The sequence below is a fragment of the Bradyrhizobium sp. SRS-191 genome (assembly GCF_024586915.1).
Taxonomy (GTDB): domain Bacteria; phylum Pseudomonadota; class Alphaproteobacteria; order Rhizobiales; family Xanthobacteraceae; genus Bradyrhizobium.
Genome location: NZ_JANBVS010000012.1, coordinates 84262 through 100314, shown reverse-complemented (window position 1 = coordinate 100314; position 16053 = coordinate 84262). Strand labels below are relative to the sequence as shown.

The 16053-nt window shown below is 65.1% G+C and carries 14 protein-coding genes; 4 read left to right on the top strand and 10 right to left on the bottom strand.

What is annotated here, in order from left to right; translation table 11 throughout:
* Nucleotides 1–16 precede the first annotated feature (16 nt).
* Together NLR35_RS21520 and NLR35_RS21515 are read left to right on the top strand one after the other, a co-directional pair.
* Nucleotides 17–559, top strand: coding sequence for a tripartite tricarboxylate transporter TctB family protein (locus NLR35_RS21520; RefSeq protein ID WP_257168531.1), 543 nt, complete (start codon nt 17–19; stop codon nt 557–559).
* A 120-nt stretch (nt 560–679) separates the two neighbouring features.
* Complete coding sequence (locus tag NLR35_RS21515; RefSeq protein ID WP_257168530.1) at nt 680–2200, top strand: tripartite tricarboxylate transporter permease; 1521 nt, start codon at nt 680–682, stop codon at nt 2198–2200.
* 419 nt (nt 2201–2619) lie between these two features.
* Here NLR35_RS21515 and NLR35_RS21510 read toward each other — a convergent pair whose 3' ends face one another.
* The 9 genes from NLR35_RS21510 to NLR35_RS21470 form a co-directional block, all read right to left on the bottom strand.
* Nucleotides 2620–2781, bottom strand: coding sequence for a hypothetical protein (locus NLR35_RS21510; protein ID WP_257168529.1), 162 nt, complete (start codon nt 2779–2781; stop codon nt 2620–2622).
* A 168-nt stretch (nt 2782–2949) separates the two neighbouring features.
* Nucleotides 2950–4140, bottom strand: coding sequence for a CaiB/BaiF CoA-transferase family protein (locus NLR35_RS21505; RefSeq protein ID WP_257168528.1), 1191 nt, complete (start codon nt 4138–4140; stop codon nt 2950–2952).
* A 129-nt stretch (nt 4141–4269) separates the two neighbouring features.
* The gene (locus NLR35_RS21500; protein WP_257168527.1) at nt 4270–5490 is read right to left on the bottom strand and encodes a phenylacetate--CoA ligase family protein; all 1221 of its coding nucleotides are present in this window, start codon (nt 5488–5490) and stop codon (nt 4270–4272) included.
* A gap of 126 nt (nt 5491–5616) precedes the next feature.
* Nucleotides 5617–6456: an ABC transporter ATP-binding protein gene (locus NLR35_RS21495; protein WP_257168526.1), complete on the bottom strand. Its 840-nt coding sequence runs from the start codon at nt 6454–6456 to the stop codon at nt 5617–5619.
* A gap of 164 nt (nt 6457–6620) precedes the next feature.
* Nucleotides 6621–7907, bottom strand: a complete 1287-nt coding sequence (locus tag NLR35_RS21490; RefSeq protein ID WP_257168525.1) for an ABC transporter substrate-binding protein — start codon at nt 7905–7907, stop codon at nt 6621–6623.
* Between the two features lie 57 nt (nt 7908–7964).
* Nucleotides 7965–9038, bottom strand: a complete 1074-nt coding sequence (locus NLR35_RS21485) for a branched-chain amino acid ABC transporter permease (protein WP_257168524.1) — start codon at nt 9036–9038, stop codon at nt 7965–7967.
* A gap of 4 nt (nt 9039–9042) precedes the next feature.
* Nucleotides 9043–9936 (bottom strand): branched-chain amino acid ABC transporter permease, encoded by an 894-nt coding sequence (locus NLR35_RS21480; protein ID WP_257168523.1) that lies wholly within the window; start codon nt 9934–9936, stop codon nt 9043–9045.
* A gap of 307 nt (nt 9937–10243) precedes the next feature.
* A complete protein-coding gene (locus NLR35_RS21475; RefSeq protein ID WP_257168522.1) occupies nt 10244–12175 on the bottom strand; it encodes a long-chain fatty acid--CoA ligase in 1932 nt (643 codons plus the stop codon).
* The gene (locus NLR35_RS21470; protein ID WP_035644545.1) at nt 12172–12993 is read right to left on the bottom strand and encodes an ABC transporter ATP-binding protein; all 822 of its coding nucleotides are present in this window, start codon (nt 12991–12993) and stop codon (nt 12172–12174) included. Before NLR35_RS21470 ends, NLR35_RS21475 begins: the two co-directional genes overlap by 4 nt.
* A 335-nt stretch (nt 12994–13328) precedes the next feature.
* On the opposite strand from NLR35_RS21470, the gene NLR35_RS21465 reads away from it, so the two are divergent.
* A complete protein-coding gene (locus NLR35_RS21465) occupies nt 13329–14003 on the top strand; it encodes a Crp/Fnr family transcriptional regulator (protein ID WP_257168521.1) in 675 nt (224 codons plus the stop codon).
* 42 nt (nt 14004–14045) lie between these two features.
* Complete coding sequence (locus tag NLR35_RS21460; protein WP_257168520.1) at nt 14046–14999, top strand: GDP-L-fucose synthase; 954 nt, start codon at nt 14046–14048, stop codon at nt 14997–14999.
* Nucleotides 15000–15129: 130 nt separating this feature from the next.
* Here the strand turns inward: NLR35_RS21460 and NLR35_RS21455 are convergent, their stop codons facing one another.
* Nucleotides 15130–15972 carry a uroporphyrinogen-III synthase gene (locus tag NLR35_RS21455; protein ID WP_257168519.1) on the bottom strand — a complete coding sequence of 281 codons (843 nt, stop codon included), beginning with the start codon at nt 15970–15972 and terminating at the stop codon, nt 15130–15132.
* Nucleotides 15973–16053 lie beyond the last annotated feature (81 nt).

Below are 16053 nucleotides of genomic sequence, written 5' to 3'. Positions count from 1 at the left end.
AAGGGGAGCAGGACCGATGTCCAACGCTGAGATCGAGATCGCGGTCGACGATCCGACCGCGCCGGAGGAGAACTCTCCTTCGGTCACCTCCAACCGTGCCGTGGACGTCGCCGTATCGCTGTTGCTGCTCGCGCTGGCCGTCGTGCTCGCCTGGGACAATTGGCGGACCGGCGCCTCCTGGGACTCGACCGGTCCGGAAGCCGGCTACTTCCCGTTCTATCTGTCGGTGATCCTCGGCGGCGCCAGCCTGTACGGCATCGGCGCGGCGTTTCTGTCGAGCAAGGAGGCGATGGAGACCTTCGTGACGCGCGCGCAGCTGCGCCGCGTGATGGCGGTGTTCGTGCCGACGCTGCTGTTCTGCATCGCGATGCAGTTTCTCGGCATCTACGTCGCGAGCTTCCTGTTGATCGCCGGCTTCATGCGGATCGTCGGCAAGATCGCGATCTGGAAATCGCTGCTCACGGCGTTCCTGTTCAGCGCCGTGATGTTCGTGACCTTCGATATCGTCTTCGACGTGCTCATGCCCAAGGGACCGCTCGAAGCGGCGTTCGGGTACTGATACCGGTCTCTCCTTCCGTCATTGCGAGGAGCAACGCGACGAAGCAATCCAGGGCAAAGTACGTGACTCTGGACTGCTTCGCTGCGCTCGCAATGACGAGGAAACAGTTGGATTGAAATTATGGAAGCCTTGGGTCTGCTGCTGCACGGGTTCGCGGTCCTCCTGACCTGGAAGACGCTGCTGTTGATGATGGTCGGGCTGGTGCTCGGCGTCTTCGTCGGCGTGCTGCCGGGCCTCGGTGGCCCCAACGGCGTCGCGATCCTGCTGCCGCTGACCTTCTCGATGGATCCGACCTCGGCCATCGTGATGCTGTCCTGCATTTATTGGGGCGCGTTGTTCGGCGGAGCCATTACCTCGATCCTGTTCAACATCCCCGGCGAGGCCTGGTCGGTCGCGACCACCTTCGACGGCTATCCGATGGCGCAGCAGGGCAAGGCGGCCGAGGCGCTGACGGCGGCCTTCACCTCGTCCTTCATCGGCTCGCTGGTCGCGGTGTTGCTGATCACATTTCTTGCGCCGTGGATCTCGTCCTTTGCGCTGAAGTTCGGGCCGCCCGAGTTCTTCGCCGTCTATCTGCTCACCTTCTGCTCGTTCGTCGGCCTCGGACGCGAGGACAAGCACAAGACCGTCATCGCGATGGCGCTCGGCCTGCTGCTCGCCGGCGTCGGCATGGACACGGTCTCGGGTCAGCTGCGCATGACCTTCGGCTCGACGGATCTGTTGCGCGGCATCAACTTCCTGGTCGCGGTCATCGGCCTGTTCGGCATCAGCGAGATCCTGCTGACCATGGAGGAGCGCCTCGCGCTGCGCGGCCACGCCGCGTCGATCTCGCTGCGCACGGTGCTCGCCGTCTGGAAGGACCTGCCGAAATACTGGATGACCCTGCTGCGCTCCTCGGTGATCGGCTGCTGGCTCGGCATCACCCCGGGCGGCGCGATCGCGGCCTCCTTCATGGGCTACAATCTCGCCAAGCGCTTCTCGAAGGACCAGGACAGTTTTGGCAAGGGCCGCATCGAGGGCGTGTTCGCGCCTGAGACCGCCGCGCATGCCTCGGGCACCGCGGCGCTGCTGCCGATGCTGGCGCTCGGCATTCCCGGTTCGGGCACCGCGGCGATCCTGCTCGGCGGCCTGATGGTGTGGGGCCTCAATCCCGGACCGCTGCTGTTCGTCGAGCACAAGGATTTCGTCTGGGGCCTGATTGCCTCGATGTATCTCGGCAACGTCGTCGGCCTCGTGCTGGTGCTCTCGACCGTGCCGATCTTCGCCTCGATCCTGCGCGTGCCGTTCGCGGCCGTCGCGCCGATGATCGTGGTGTCCTGCGCGATCGGTGCCTATGCGATCCAGAACGCGATGTTCGACGTCTGGCTGATGCTCGGCTTCGGCGTGGTCGGCTATGTCTTCAAGAAGATCAAGATTCCGCTGGCGCCCTTCACCTTGGCGCTGGTGCTCGGCAGCCGCGCCGAGGACGCGTTCCGGCAGTCGATGATCATCTCCGGCGGCAACATGAAGGTGTTCTGGGCGAACGGGCTGGTGGGCACCATCACGACGCTCGCCATCCTGTTGTTGTTCTGGCCGCTGATCGATCGGCTGGTCGCGAGCTTCGGGAAGTCGACCCCGCCGGCGGCGAAGGTCGAGGCTTAGGGGCCACAGGGCTCTCGAAACTCGCCGCGATTCGCAGGCGGCTGTGGCGTCGCCGCCACGCTTGCTTGCGGCTCGGTCGTGGGCGTCGGACCGTTGTTCGAATCGCTTCCGCGCTTCTCCAGAGGTTGTGTCTTTGCGATGACAGCATTTTAGGCAGCGCGGTGGTAGGCTTCATTCATGGGCAGAGGTTGTGCTGCTCACGCGCGGTGCCCGATCTCTGGTCATCGCGTCCTGATGTTTCCTCCCGAGACGATCACCTCGCCCGGCGCTTGCGTCGGGCTTTTTTTTGCACGGCTCTCAGTTGGGGTCATTCCGACCTGAACTGATCAGTCTCCTGAAAAGCAAAAGCCTTCGTCCGGGCGGGCGAAGGCTTTGAAAGTCGGGCTATCGAGACGCGCGCGACAAGCGGCAGCGACCGGTTAGTGCGAGGTCTCCTCGACCGGCATGTGGTACCAGTCGGACTCGTTGTCGAGCATGGTCTCGTCGAAGGGCAGCACGCCGTCATGGTTCACAGCCGCCGCATTGACGTCGCGCACCATGTCCATTGCCGACAGAAACTCGTTCAATTCCGACGCGCTCATGACCCGCTACTCCTCACACGCGCGGGCCCCGAGAGGTCCGCGATCAACTGATGAGAAGAGGTTAACGCGGTCTCGCTCCGGCCTCAATCCCGCCCAGGTCGAAGTTCCAACGTGGTGACATCTGGGCCACAGCGGCGGGATGCCGCGGCTCCGTCATATTGCACCTGCTCACACGACGCGATGCAGCCGGAGATCGGCGATCTCGCCGTCGGTGAAGCCGAATTCGGAGAGGATCTCCTCGGTCTGCTCGCCGAACTCCGGCGGCCGCGCCGCCATGGAGCTCGGCGTGCGCGACAAGGTGAAGGGCTGCGCCACCAGCGTGATGTCGCGATCATCGTCGGTCGGTACTTTCTGCGCCATGCCGAGATGCTTCACCTGGGGGTCTTCGAACATCTGATCGATCGCGTAGATCGGCCCGCAGGGCACGCCGGCGGCGTTGAGCTCGGCGACCCATTGCTCGCTGGTCTTCGAAAGCGTACGCGCGTTGATCTCGGCGTTGAGCGCATCGCGGTTCTTGGAGCGCGCCGGCGCGGTGGCGTAGTCCGGATTGTCGATCCATTCGGGCGCGCCGAGCGTCTGGCACAGCCGCTCCCAGATCCGGCCGCCGGTGGCGGCGATGTTGATGTAGCCGTCGGACGTCTTGAACACGCCGGTCGGGATGCTGGTCGGATGGTTGTTGCCGGCCTGCGGCGCGACGTCCTTCTCCATCAGCCAGCGCGCGGCCTGGAAGTCGAGCATGAAGATCTGCGCCTGCAGCAGCGAGGTCTGCACCCACTGGCCCTCGCCGGAGACCTCGCGCTCGAGCAGCGCGGTGAGGATGCCAATCGCGCAGGAGAGCCCTGCGGAGAGGTCGGCGATCGGGATGCCCGCGCGCATCGGGCCTTCGCCGGGTGCGCCGGTGATCGACATCAGTCCGCCCATGCCCTGCGCGATCTGATCGAAGCCCGGCCGCTTGGAATAGGGGCCGTCCTGGCCGAAGCCGGAGATGCTGCCATAGACGATGCGCGGATTGACCTTGCGCACGGCCTCGTAGTCGATGCCGAGCTTGGTCTTCACATCAGGCCGATAGTTCTCGATGACGACGTCGGCTTGCTTGGCGAGCCGCATGAACACGTCGACGCCCCGGGGGTCTTTCAGATTGAGCGTCATCGCGCGCTTGTTGCGATGCAGGTTCTGGAAGTCGGAACCGCGGCGCGGGCCGCCGAGCGCCTCGCCGCCGTCTTCCATCATGGCGTCGATCTTGATGACGTTGGCGCCCCAATCGGCAAACTGCCGCGCGCAGGTCGGGCCGGCGCGCACCCGCGTCAAATCGAGCACGGTGAAGCGGGACAGGGCTTTGGACGCGCGCGGGAAGGCCATGCGAACGAACTCCAGGGGACGTGACATGGCTGTATAGGAGAGGGCGCTCAACGCGACAATTGCGCAGGGGCCGTGCGCGCCGCACGGCTCATGCTGCTGTTGCAGGGCTTGGTCTTTCCGGAACCAGTCTCAGCGTTCGTCGGCGATCACCTTGCCGTCGTTGGGCAGCGTGCCCGGCGCAACCAGTGCGACGCTGCCGCCGAGCTTGGTGATGCTGCGCAAGCTCGCGTTCAGCGTCTCGGCGAGAGCGTCCGACGGCGCGGCGCATTCGGCCTTCAACGTCATCGCGTCGGTCTCGCCGGCGCGGGTCACGACGAGGCGGAGACGGCCGAGTTCGGGATGGCGTTTGCCGATCTCGGCGACCTGCTCGGGGCGCACGAACATGCCCTTGATCTTGGTGGTCTGGTCGGCGCGGCCCATCCAGCCCTTGATGCGCATGTTGGTGCGGCCGCAGGCGCTGAGGCCGGGCAGGGCGGCGGTCAGGTCGCCGAGGGCGAGACGAATCCAGGGGTGGGCAGGATCGAGCGAGGTGACGACGATCTCGCCGACATCGCCTGATGCTACCGGATCGCCGGTGCCGGGGCGGACGATCTCGAAGATCAGGTCCTCATTGACGACCATGCCGTCGCGCGCCGCTGTCTCATAGGCGATGATGCCGAGATCGGCGGTGCCGAACGCCTGGTAGGCGTCGATGCCGCGCGCCTTGATCTCGGCCTGCAGCGACGGCGGGAACGCCGCGCCCGACACCAGCGCGCGCTTGAGCGAGGAGACGTCGCGGCCGGCGCCGGCGGCAGCGTCGAGCAGGATCTTCAGGAAGTCGGGCGTGCCGCTGTAGCCGATCGGCCGATACGCCTCGATCAGCTCGAACTGCGCCTCGGTATTGCCCGGTCCGGCCGGGATGACCGCGCAGCCGAGCGCGCGCGCCGAGGCGTCGAAGATGAAGCCGCCGGGCGTCAGGTGATAGCTGAAGGTGTTGAGCACGACATCGTTGCTGCGGAAGCCGGCGGCGAACAGCGCGCGGGCGCCGCGCCAGGGATCGCTGTGCGCGGCCTCCGGTTCGAAGATCGGCCCGGGCGAGGTGAACAGGCGCGAGAAGCTGCCTGGCGATTGCGCGACGAAACCGCCGAACGGTGGCGCCGCCTTGTGCAGGGCAGGGAGCTCGGACTTGCGCAGCACCGGCAACTGCGCGAGCGCGGCGCGGGTTGTGATGTCCTGGGGATCGATGCCCTGCAGCAGCGCCGCATAGGCCGGCGCTTGCATCGCCGCGCGCAGCACGTCGGGCAGGCGGCCAAACAGATCCTGCTCGCGTTCGGCGGGATCGCGGGTCTCGAGGGCATCGTAGTGGGACATCGTACCCAGTCCTTGAATCTTACGGTCGTCATGCCCGGGCTTGTCCCGGGCATCCACGTCGTTCATCGTTGCGGCTCGCGCGTGGATGGCCGGGTCAAGCCCGGCCATGACGAGGAGAGAGTTGGGCTACAGCCACCGCTTCCGCCGCTTGAAGCTCTTCAGGTTCTTGAAGCTCTTGCGCTGGTCGCCGGCGCCGCCGAGGTAGAATTCCTTGACGTCCTCATTGTCGCGCAGCGCGTCCGCGGTGCCATCGAGCACGACCTTGCCCTGCTCCATGATGTAGCCGTGGCTGGCGACCGACAGCGCCGCGCGCGCGTTCTGCTCGACCAGGAGAATGGTGACGCCGAGATCCCGGTTGATCTCCTTGATGATCGCGAACACTTCCTTGACCAGCAGCGGCGAGAGGCCCATCGACGGCTCGTCCATCAGGATCATCTTCGGCCGCGCCATCAGGGCGCGTCCGATCGCCAGCATCTGCTGCTCGCCGCCGGAGAGATAACCGGCCAGGCCGGTGCGTTCCTTCAGCCGCGGGAAATAATTGTACACCATCTCGATGTCGTTGTTGACCTCGCGGTCGGAGCGCGTGAAGGCGCCGAGCTTGAGGTTCTCCAGCGAGGTCATGTCGGCGACGATGCGCCGGCCTTCCATGACCTGGAAGATGCCGCGGCGGACGATCTTCTCCGGATCGATGCCGTCAATGCGCGCGCCGTCGAACATGATCTCGCCGCGCGTGACTTCGCCATCCTCGGTCTTGAGCAGCCCCGAGATCGCCTTCAGCGTCGTCGACTTGCCCGCGCCATTGGCGCCGAGCAGCGCGACGATGGCGCCCTTGGGCACATCGAGGCTGAGCCCGCGCAGCACCAGGATGACGTCGTCATAGACGACCTCGATGTTGCGCACGGAGAGCAGCGGGGCTGCTGCTGAGCTGGCTGCGCCGGTTCGCGGGTTGTCGAGTGTCTCGGTCATCGTGGTTGTCCACCGCTGTCGTCCCCCGCGAAGGCGGGGGACCCAGTATTCCAGAGACGCCGAGGCTTCACCGAGAAGCCGCGGCGTACTGGATCCCCGCCTTCGCGGGGATGACGATTGTGTTTGTGGCGACGGCTGAGCTTACTCAGTCGCCGCCCAGCAACTTACCAGCCCGCCCATTCGGCCTTGCGCGGCAGCTCGATGGTCTTGACCTTCTCGAGCTTGATCACGCCCTTGGCCATGAGGTCGTTGAGGTCGCCCTCGGTCGGACCCGTGACGCGCGCGCGATAGAGGTCGACCTTCATGGTGCCGCGGTGGTCCTTCTCGGTCCAGGTCGAGGGACTGCAGACGCCTTCCATGCCAGCCGGCACCCAGTCCTTCTTCTGGTGGAAGCCCTTGGCGACGTTCTCGCCGGTGGCTCCGCCATTCTTCGCCGCCCAGTCGAGCGCCTCCTTCATGTAGAGCGAGGAGCAGATCGCGGCGACGTAGTGCACCGGGCGATACACCTTGCCGGTGGGATCGGACATCTTGGCGATCTCCTGCACCGTCTTCATGCCCGGTGCATCGCCGCCCCAGGCGACCGAGGTGCGCAGCGGGAAGATCACGCCGTCTGCGGCATCGCCCGCGGTCTTGGCCGCATTCTCATCCATGCCCCAGACATTGGACAGGAACTGGATGTCGACGCCGGCATTCTTGCAGGCCTTCATCACCGAGATGTTGGAGGCGGCGGTGTTGCCGAGATAGGCGTAGTTGGCGCCGGAGCTCTTCAGGCTCAGGCACTGCGCGCTGTAGTCGCCGGGCGCCAGCGCGAACACCAGCGGCGGCAGCACCTCGAAGCCGAGCTCGGTGGCGAGCGCCTCGCCTGCGGCCTTCGGCGCGTTGGGGTAGGGGTGGTTGGCGCCCATGTGGACGAATTTCGGCTTGCCCGGCTTGCCCTTGGCCTTCCAATCCTCGGCCGCCCAGGTCAGCTCGGCGCGCAGCGCATCCGAGTAGCTCGGGCCGTAGAAGAAGTTGTAGGGCGCGGCCTTGGCCTTGCCGCTGGTGCCTTCGGGATCCGTGAGCGCGGCGGCATAGGAGCCCGACATGTCCGGGATCTTGTCATTGGCGAGGAAGCCGGTCAGGGCCTCGGTGTCGGCGGTGCCCCAGCCCATGATCGCGGCGACCTTGTTGTCCGGCGCCGACCACTTCTTGTACAGCGCGATCGCCTTCGGCACCTGGTAGCCGTAGTCGTTGCTGTCGACAGCAAGCTGCTTGCCGCCGATGCCGCCGTTCTTGTTGATCCACGCGAAGGTGTCGACGACGCCCTGGCCATAGGGCGTGCCGACGTCGGACGTGCCGCCCGAGAGATCCTGCAGATGGCCGATCGCGATCTGCTGCGCGTTTGCCGATGATGCAAAGGTGCCTGCGAGCAGCGCCAGCGCCGCCGAGCCGAGCCATGATTTGATCGTCATAGTGCTTCCTCCTGTGGTGGTCCGGGCCGGATTGTCGCCGGTCCCTGTTGGTTGGAATCAATGCGAGAACGGATAGAGCTTCCAATATGTCTTGATCTGCCGCCAGCGATGCGCGAGCCCGTCCGGCTCGAACATCAGGAAGGCGATGATGATCAGGCCGATCGCGATCTCGCGCAGGAAGGTGATGTTGTTGTTGAGCGCGAGCGCCTTGTCGATCGCGCCGCCCTTGAGGTAGTGGCTCAGCAATTCCATCGATTCCGGCAGCAGCACGACGAAGGCCGTCCCCATCAGGGTGCCCATGATCGAGCCGGTGCCGCCGATGATGATCATGGCCAGGAACAGGATCGAACGCTCGATGCCGAAGCCCTCCTGCGAGACCACCAGCTGGTAGTGCGCATAGAGCGCGCCGGCGATGCCGGCAAAGAATGCGGCGAGGCCGAAGGACAGCGTCCGGTACTTGGTCAGATTGATGCCCATGATCTCGGCCGAGAGATAATGGTCGCGGATCGCGATCAGCGCGCGGCCGTCGCGCGTGCGCATCAAATTGGTGACCAGCAGATAGCAGACCAGCACGTAGGCGAGCACGACGTAGAAATATTGCCGGTCGCCGCGCAGCGTGTAGCCGAAGATCGAGAACGGATTGGCGGAGGCCGGCACCGAGCCGCCCGAAAACCATTCCGCGCGGGAGAAGAAGTCGAGCAGGATGTACTGCGCGGCGAGCGTGGCGATGACGAGGTAGAGACCTTTCAGCCGCGCGGCGGGAATGCCGAACACGAGCCCGACCAGCGCCGTGACCACGCCGGCGAGCGGGATCGCGAAGAACACCGGGATGGCATATGCGTTGTTGATGTAGGCCGAGGTGAAGGCGCCGAGCAGGAAGAAGCCGGCCTGGCCGATCGAGATCTGGCCGGTGAAGCCGACCAGGATGTTCAGCCCGAGCGCCGCGATCGAGAAGATGCCGATCTGGATCGCGATCGACAGCCAGAATTCCGAGAACACCTGCGGCGCGAAGCACAGCAGGATCACGCCGGCGATCGCGAAATTGCGGCTGGTCTTCGTCGGGAAGATCGTAGTGTCGGCCGCGTAGGAGGTGCGGAAGTCACCGGCGGGGATCGTAGAGCGTGCAACCATGATTTTAGATCCGCTCGATGTCTTTGGTGCCGAACAGGCCGTAGGGCTTGATCATGAGGATGATGATCAGCACGTAGAACGGCGCGATCTCGTACAGATTGCCCCAGTGCAGATACTGGCTGTCGACATACTGCGCGATGTTCTCCAGGAGGCCGATGATGATGCCGCCGAGCACAGCGCCGCCGACGGAGTCGAGGCCGCCGAGGATCGCCGCGGGGAATACCTTGATGCCGTAGGCCGACAGGCCCGACGAGACGCCGTTGACGACCGCGACGACGACACCTGCGACGGCGGACACCGTCGCCGAGATCGCCCAGGCCATCGCGAACACGCTCTTGACGGAAATGCCCAGCGACTGCGCGACCTGCTGGTTGAAGGCGGTGGCGCGCATCGCCAGGCCGTATTTGGAGGCTTTGAAGAACCAGGCCATGCCGAGCATCATCAGCACCGACACGACGAGGCTCATCACGTAGACGGTCTGGATCTGCAGGCCGAAGATGTCGACCGCCTTGCTGGAAAACACCGGCGGGAATGGCTGCGGGTTGACGCCGTAGATCCATTTCAGCGCAGCCTGGAACACGGTCGAGAGGCCGATCGTGACCATGATGACGGAGATGATGGGCTCACCGATCATCGGCCGGAGGATCACGACCTGGATCGCGATGCCGAACGCGAACATGAAGATCAGCGACAGCGGCATGCCGGCCCAGAACGGCACCTGGAACTTGGTGAGCAGGGTCCAGCACACCCAGGCGCCGATCAAGAGCAGCTCGCCTTGCGCGAAATTGACGACCTGTGTCGCCTTGTAGATCAGCACGAACGACATCGCGACCACGCCATAGAGCGTGCCGACCACGAGGCCGTTGACCAGGAGCTGGATGAGGAAGGCGGTGTTCATGGTGTGGGCACGCTGTAACCCTCTCCCCTTGTGGGAGAGGGTGGCTGCGCGCAGCGCAGCCGGGTGAGGGGTTCTCTCCGCGGGCGAGCGAGGGGAGAGAGACCCCTCACCCGACCGCATTCGCGTCGACCGGCGGAGATGCCCTCTCCCACAAGGGGAGAGGGCGCAGTCATGCGCAGTCGCGCTTGTTGCTGCTCGCGACCTCGGTCGTCATCGCCGGGCTTGACCCGGCGATACATGGCCTTCGGAAGAGAATGGATGCGCGGGTCGAGCCCGCGCATGACGACTGGGGATGACAACACGCGCATCACTCCGCCGCCTCCGCCATCGGTCCACGCCCACCCAGGTCCACCACCTTCAGCGTGGTGCGGATGCGCTGGGTGGTGCCGTCCTGGAAACGGATGATGGTGTCGACGGGAATGGCCGGCTTGCCGCCATAGATGCCGTCGATGATGTCGGCGTATTTCTCGTTGATCACGCTACGTCGCACTTTGCGGGTGCGGGTCAACTCGCCGTCGTCGGCGTCGAGCTCCTTGTAGAGCAGCAGGAAGCGGGCGATGCGCTGGGCTGGGGGCAGGTGCGCATTGACGGTCTCGACCTCCTTCTGCAAGAGCGCATAGACCTCGTTGCGCGAGGCGAGATCGGAATAGGTCGTGAACGCGATGCGGTTCTTCTCTGCCCATTTCGAGATGATCGAGTAGCGGATGCAGATCATCGCCGCGAGGTGCTCGCGGCCGGCGCCGAGCACGACGGCTTCCGCAATGTAGGGCGAGAATTTCAGCTTGTTCTCGATATATTGCGGCGAGAAGCGCTCGCCGCGCGACGTCTCGGCGAGGTCCTTGATGCGGTCGATGACGACGAGCTGCTTGGCGCCGTTGAAATAGCCGGCATCGCCGGAATGCATCCAGCCGTCCTTGATGTCGGCGGCCGAGGCTTCCGGGTTCTTGTAGTAGCCTAGGAACATGTTGGGATGGCGCACCAGGATCTCGCCGATGCCCTGGCTGTCCGGCTGGTCGATCTTGATCTCGATGTCCTGCGACATCGGCACGCCGGTCGTGTCCGGATCGACCTTGTCATCCGGATGCAGCGTGTAGGCCCCTAACAGCTCGGTCTGGCCATACAGCGTGCGCAACGGCACGCCCATGGCGCGGAAGAACTTGAAGGTGTCGGGCCCAAGCGCGGCGCCGCCGGTCGCGGCCGAGCGCAGCCGGGTGAAGCCGAGCCGGTCGCGCAGCGCGCGGAACAGCAGCATGTCGGCGAAGCCCGAATGCTGGCCCTTCTCCAGCACGGCGAGGCCGCTCGACATGCCCATCTGATACAGCCGCTGCTTCAGCGGCGAGGCATCCATCACCGCGGCGCGGACGTCGGCCGCGATCTGCTCCCAGACCCGCGGCGCGAACAGAACGAACGTCGGCGCGATCTCGCGGAAGTCGTTCATCATGGTATCCGGCTCTTCGACGAAGTTGACCTTCATCCGGCAGAGCAGGCCTTTGCCGAGCACGTAGACCTGTTCCATGATCCAGGGTAGCGGCAGCACCGAGACATATTCGTCCTCCGGACCCTTGGGGTCGAAGGCCAGATAGGTCGCGCAATGCTTCAGGACGCGTGCCGCCGAGAGCATCGCGAGTTTCGGATGCGAAGTGGTGCCTGATGTCGTGCAGAGAATAGCAACGTCGTCGCCGACCGTTGCGTCGACCATGCGGTCGTAGAGATCGGGTTCGCGCGCCGCGCGTGCGCGCCCGAGTTCGGCGAGCTTGTCGGCCGGCATGAGCCTGGGGTCGTCGTACTTCCGCATGCCGCGCGGGTCGGAATAGATGATGTGCTTGAGCGCCGGCACGCGGTCGGCGAGGTTGAGCAGCTTGTCGACCTGCTCCTCGTCCTCGGCGAACACTAGCCGTGCCTCGCCATAGTTGAGCAGGTAGGCCGCTTCGTCGTCCAGCACGTCGCGATATAGGCCGAGGCTGTGGCCACGGATCGCATGCGCCGCGATCTCCGCCGCGACCCAGTCCGGCCGGTTGTCGCCGATGACGCCGACGACGTCGTCCTTGCCGAGCCCGAGCTCGACCATGCCGAGCGCGAAGTCGCGGACGCGCGCCTGGTAGTCCGCCCAGGTGAAGGTCCGCCAGAGGCCGAGATCCTTCTCGCGCAGCGCGATCTCCCGGCCGTGCTCCTTGGCGTTCAGCCGCAGCAGCTTCGGATAGGTGTCCGCCTGTTTGACGCGACCCGCATAGTCCATCATGCCGCGTCCTCCGCGATGGAGGGCGCCTCGTCGGGGTCGACCAGCAGCTCATCCTCCTCGCCGAGATAGGCGCGCTTGACGTGGGGATCGGCGAGCACCGCTGCGGGATCGCCTTCCGCGATCTTTCGGCCGAAATCGAGCACCATGACGCGGTGGGAGATGTCCATGACGACGCCCATGTCGTGCTCGATCATCACGACCGTCATGCCGTATTCTTCGTTGAGGTCGACGATGTAGCGGGCCATGTCCTCCTTCTCCTCGAAGTTCATGCCGGCCATCGGCTCGTCGAGGAGGATGAGATGCGGCTCCAGCGCCATGGCGCGCGCGAGTTCGACGCGCTTGCGCAGGCCGTAGGAGAGCGTGCCCGCCGGCGCCTTGCGCACCGACTGCAGGTCGAGGAAGTCGATGATCTGCTCGACCTTCTCGCGGTGCTTCAGCTCCTCGCGGCGCGCGCCGGTCAGCCAATAGAGCGAGCCGGTGAGGAAGTTGTTCTTCAGCAGGTGGTGCCGCCCGACCATGATGTTGTCGAGCACGCTCATATGGTGGAACAGCGCGAGGTTCTGGAAGGTGCGGCCGATGCCGATATTGGCGCGCGCATTCGGCGGCAGGCCGGTAATGTCGCGTCCGCGATGGAACAGGCGGCCCTCGGTCGGCTTGTAGCGGCCGGAGATGCAGTTGACGATCGAGGTCTTGCCGGCGCCGTTCGGGCCGATGATCGAGAACAGCTCGCCCTCGCGCACACCGAAGCTGACGTCGGTCAGGGCTTTCACCCCGCCGAAACGCAGCGAGACTCCGCGCGCTTCCAACGTATAGTCCAAGTCGTCCTCCCGAAGTCCCTTGTCGGCGCTTGTCGCGCTCTTTAAGCCTCGCGTCGCGACGTCTGTCGCGCCGCTGTCGTCGTAATCCTAGCCCGCTCCCTGGTTCCGCGCCATCCGACGAATGACGGGACTGCCTGGGGCGGCGCACTTTGCCGCATCTTCAGGCCGATCCGCGTCATCCGCCCCGGAGTTGCCGAGTCGAATGCGGTGGTCCTGGTTAGGGGAAAGCGCTATCAGGAACTGTCTTGCGCCTGACAATTCCCAGGCAAAATTCATGACGTGTTTGTTGCGATGCAATATGGTCGCGGCGAGATTCGACGAGACGAGATGACGGCTTGATCGCCTCCGACACCCTGTTGCGCATCGCCCCCTGGTCGCGCCATCTGAAGCCCGAGGAGATCGAGGTCGCGTCCGCCGGCGTCGTCGAACGCTCCTTCGCGGCCAACGAGCACATCTTCCTGCGCGGCGACCAGTTCGACTACTGGACCGGCATCGTCACCGGTCTGGCGCGCATGAGCACGGTGTCGCGTGGCGGCAAGGCCACCACCTTTGCCGGCATGTCCGCGGGGGCCTGGTTCGGCGAGGGCAGCGTGCTCAAGAACGAGCCGCGCCGCTATGACGTGGTGGCGCTACGCGACACGCGGGCGGCGCTGATGGAGCGGCCGACCTTCATGTGGCTGTTCGAGAACAGCGTCGGCTTCAACCGCTTCCTCGTCACCCAGCTCAACGAACGGCTCGGCCAGTTCATCGGCCTCGTCGAGGTCGGCCGCACGCTGGATGCGACCGCGCGGCTCGCCCGCAGCATCGCCTCGCTGTTCAACCCTATCCTCTACCCGAATACGACACGCCACCTGGAGATCACCCAGGAGGAGATCGGTGCGCTCTCCGGACTGTCGCGACAGAACGCCAATCAATGCCTCAAGACCTTGGAGCGCGAGGGTCTGTTGCGGGTGGAATATGGGGGGATCACGATCCTCAATCTCGACCACCTGCGCTGCTATGGAGACTAGATCTGCTGTACCTAATTGACGTGGCACGTCAGGAGTTGGCCCGTGGCGTCGAGCTTTGATCTCGCCGGAAAGCGCGTATTCGTCGCGGGACATCGCGGCATGGTCGGTGGCGCGCTGGTGCGGCGGCTGGCGCGGGAAGGTGTCGAGCTCGTCACGGTGTCGCGCAGCGAGGTCGATCTGCGCGATCAGGCCGCGGTGTTCTCGTGGTTTGCGAAGGTCAGGCCGCAGGCCGTGTTCCTGGCCGCAGCCAAGGTCGGCGGCATCGTCGCCAACAACACGCTGCGCGCCGAGTTCATCTACGACAACATCGCGATCGCCGCCAACGTCATCCATGCCGCGCATGTGAACGGCGCCGAAAAGCTGATGTTTCTCGGCTCGTCCTGCATCTATCCCAAGCTCGCCGCGCAGCCGCTGCGCGAGGACGCGATGCTGACCGGTCCGCTCGAGCCGACCAACGAGCCCTATGCGATCGCCAAGATTGCCGGCATCAAGATGGTGGAGGCTTATCGCAGCCAATATGGCGCCGACTTCATCAACGTCATGCCGACCAACCTTTACGGCCCCGGCGACAACTATCATCCGGAATACAGCCATGTCGTCGCTGCGCTGATCCGGCGTTTCCATGAAGCGAAGCTGGTTGATGCGCCGGAGGTGGTGGTCTGGGGCTCCGGCACGCCGCGGCGCGAATTTCTCTATGTCGACGACATGGCGGATGCCTGCGTGCATCTGATGCAGACCTATTCGGATCACGAGCTGGTCAATATCGGCACCGGCGAGGACATCACGATTGCCGATTTCGCGCGCGTGGTCGCGGCAGCCGTTGGCTACCAGGGCCGCATCAGCTTCGACCCCTCGCGCCCCGATGGCACGCCGCGCAAGCTGCTCGACGTGTCGCGGCTGGCCAAGCTCGGCTGGTGCGCGACGACCTCGTTGGAGGAGGGCATTGCGCGCGCGTACCAGGCGTTCCTGAAAGAGGTTGGCCGCGCTAGCGCCTAATACTCCGCCGTCGTCCCGGCCTTGAGCCGGGACCCATAGCCACCGAACGTCGTGGGACGCGCGGTACGCGCCGCCTGCCCATTTCGGACATCACGCGGTATGGGTCCCGGCGTTCGCCGGGACGACACCGTTAGTTGAGTGAAGGTCGTGGCACTTTCACACCCAGCGCCGCGGCCATCGCCGAGATCAGGGGCTTCATGAAATAGGCCTCGCCGGTCGGAGTGATCGATGGTGACAGGCCATGCGCCGCCAGCTCCTCGGTCACGACAGGTCCGACGGAGGCGATTTGCGTCCGCGCCAAGCCCTGGCGCAGCCGATCCTCGATGCCGTGCGCCTTGGCGACATCGAACAGCCGTCGCGGCTGGCCCGAGCTCGTCAGCGCGATGGCATCGACCTTGCCGGCGGTCATCTCGTCGATCGCTGTGAGGATGTTCGCATCGGCCGCCTTGGCGTCGTAGACGTAAGGCAGCACAGGATCGACCTCGGCGCCACCGGCCCTGATGGCGCCGATCAGTGCGGAATGGTCCTTGTCGGGATAGAGCTGCAGCCCGAGGCGATGGCCTTTGAGCTCGAATCGTCCCAGCAATTCAGCAACGCCTTCGGAGGTCGGCTTCTCGGTCGTCATCTGCGGCTCGAGGCCGAGCTCGCGCAGGGCTCGTCCCGGCTTCGGCCCGCGGGTGAATTTGCGCGCTTTGCCCAGCGCTGCGATGAACTCCGCTTCCACGCCGATTCGGCGCGCCACCGTCATCAGCCGGCGCAGGCCCTCGCCGGTCATCAGCACGAGATCGTCGAACGGACGCTCGATGCAGCGGCGGATCCAGGCTTCGATCGGCGCCGGATCCGGGGCATCCTGGATCGTGAACATCGGACATTGCAGCACGTTGGCGCCTTGCTCGGCGAGCAGGCGCGAGAACTGCGCTTCCTCGCGCGTTTCCAGGATCAGGATGCGGTTGCCGGTCAGCCGGTCGGCCATGCCATTCTCCACCGAAAGAGGTGATGTTTTGTTCATCCTGCCCCCTCGGCGAGCGTTGGCGCAAGGGCGCGGAGGGTGATA

Bases quoted from the DNA above. Each gene is read 5' to 3' on its own strand.
- NLR35_RS21520 (WP_257168531.1), top strand. From the start codon at position 17: ATGTCCAACGCTGAGATCGAGATCGCGGTCGACGATCCGACCGCGCCG.
- NLR35_RS21515 (WP_257168530.1), top strand. From the start codon at position 680: ATGGAAGCCTTGGGTCTGCTGCTGCACGGGTTCGCGGTCCTCCTGACC.
- NLR35_RS21510 (WP_257168529.1), bottom strand. From the start codon at position 2,781: ATGAGCGCGTCGGAATTGAACGAGTTTCTGTCGGCAATGGACATGGTG.
- NLR35_RS21505 (WP_257168528.1), bottom strand. From the start codon at position 4,140: ATGGCCTTCCCGCGCGCGTCCAAAGCCCTGTCCCGCTTCACCGTGCTC.
- NLR35_RS21500 (WP_257168527.1), bottom strand. From the start codon at position 5,490: ATGTCCCACTACGATGCCCTCGAGACCCGCGATCCCGCCGAACGCGAG.
- NLR35_RS21495 (WP_257168526.1), bottom strand. From the start codon at position 6,456: ATGACCGAGACACTCGACAACCCGCGAACCGGCGCAGCCAGCTCAGCA.
- NLR35_RS21490 (WP_257168525.1), bottom strand. From the start codon at position 7,907: ATGACGATCAAATCATGGCTCGGCTCGGCGGCGCTGGCGCTGCTCGCA.
- NLR35_RS21485 (WP_257168524.1), bottom strand. From the start codon at position 9,038: ATGGTTGCACGCTCTACGATCCCCGCCGGTGACTTCCGCACCTCCTAC.
- NLR35_RS21480 (WP_257168523.1), bottom strand. From the start codon at position 9,936: ATGAACACCGCCTTCCTCATCCAGCTCCTGGTCAACGGCCTCGTGGTC.
- NLR35_RS21475 (WP_257168522.1), bottom strand. From the start codon at position 12,175: ATGATGGACTATGCGGGTCGCGTCAAACAGGCGGACACCTATCCGAAG.
- NLR35_RS21455 (WP_257168519.1), bottom strand. From the start codon at position 15,972: ATGGCCGACCGGCTGACCGGCAACCGCATCCTGATCCTGGAAACGCGC.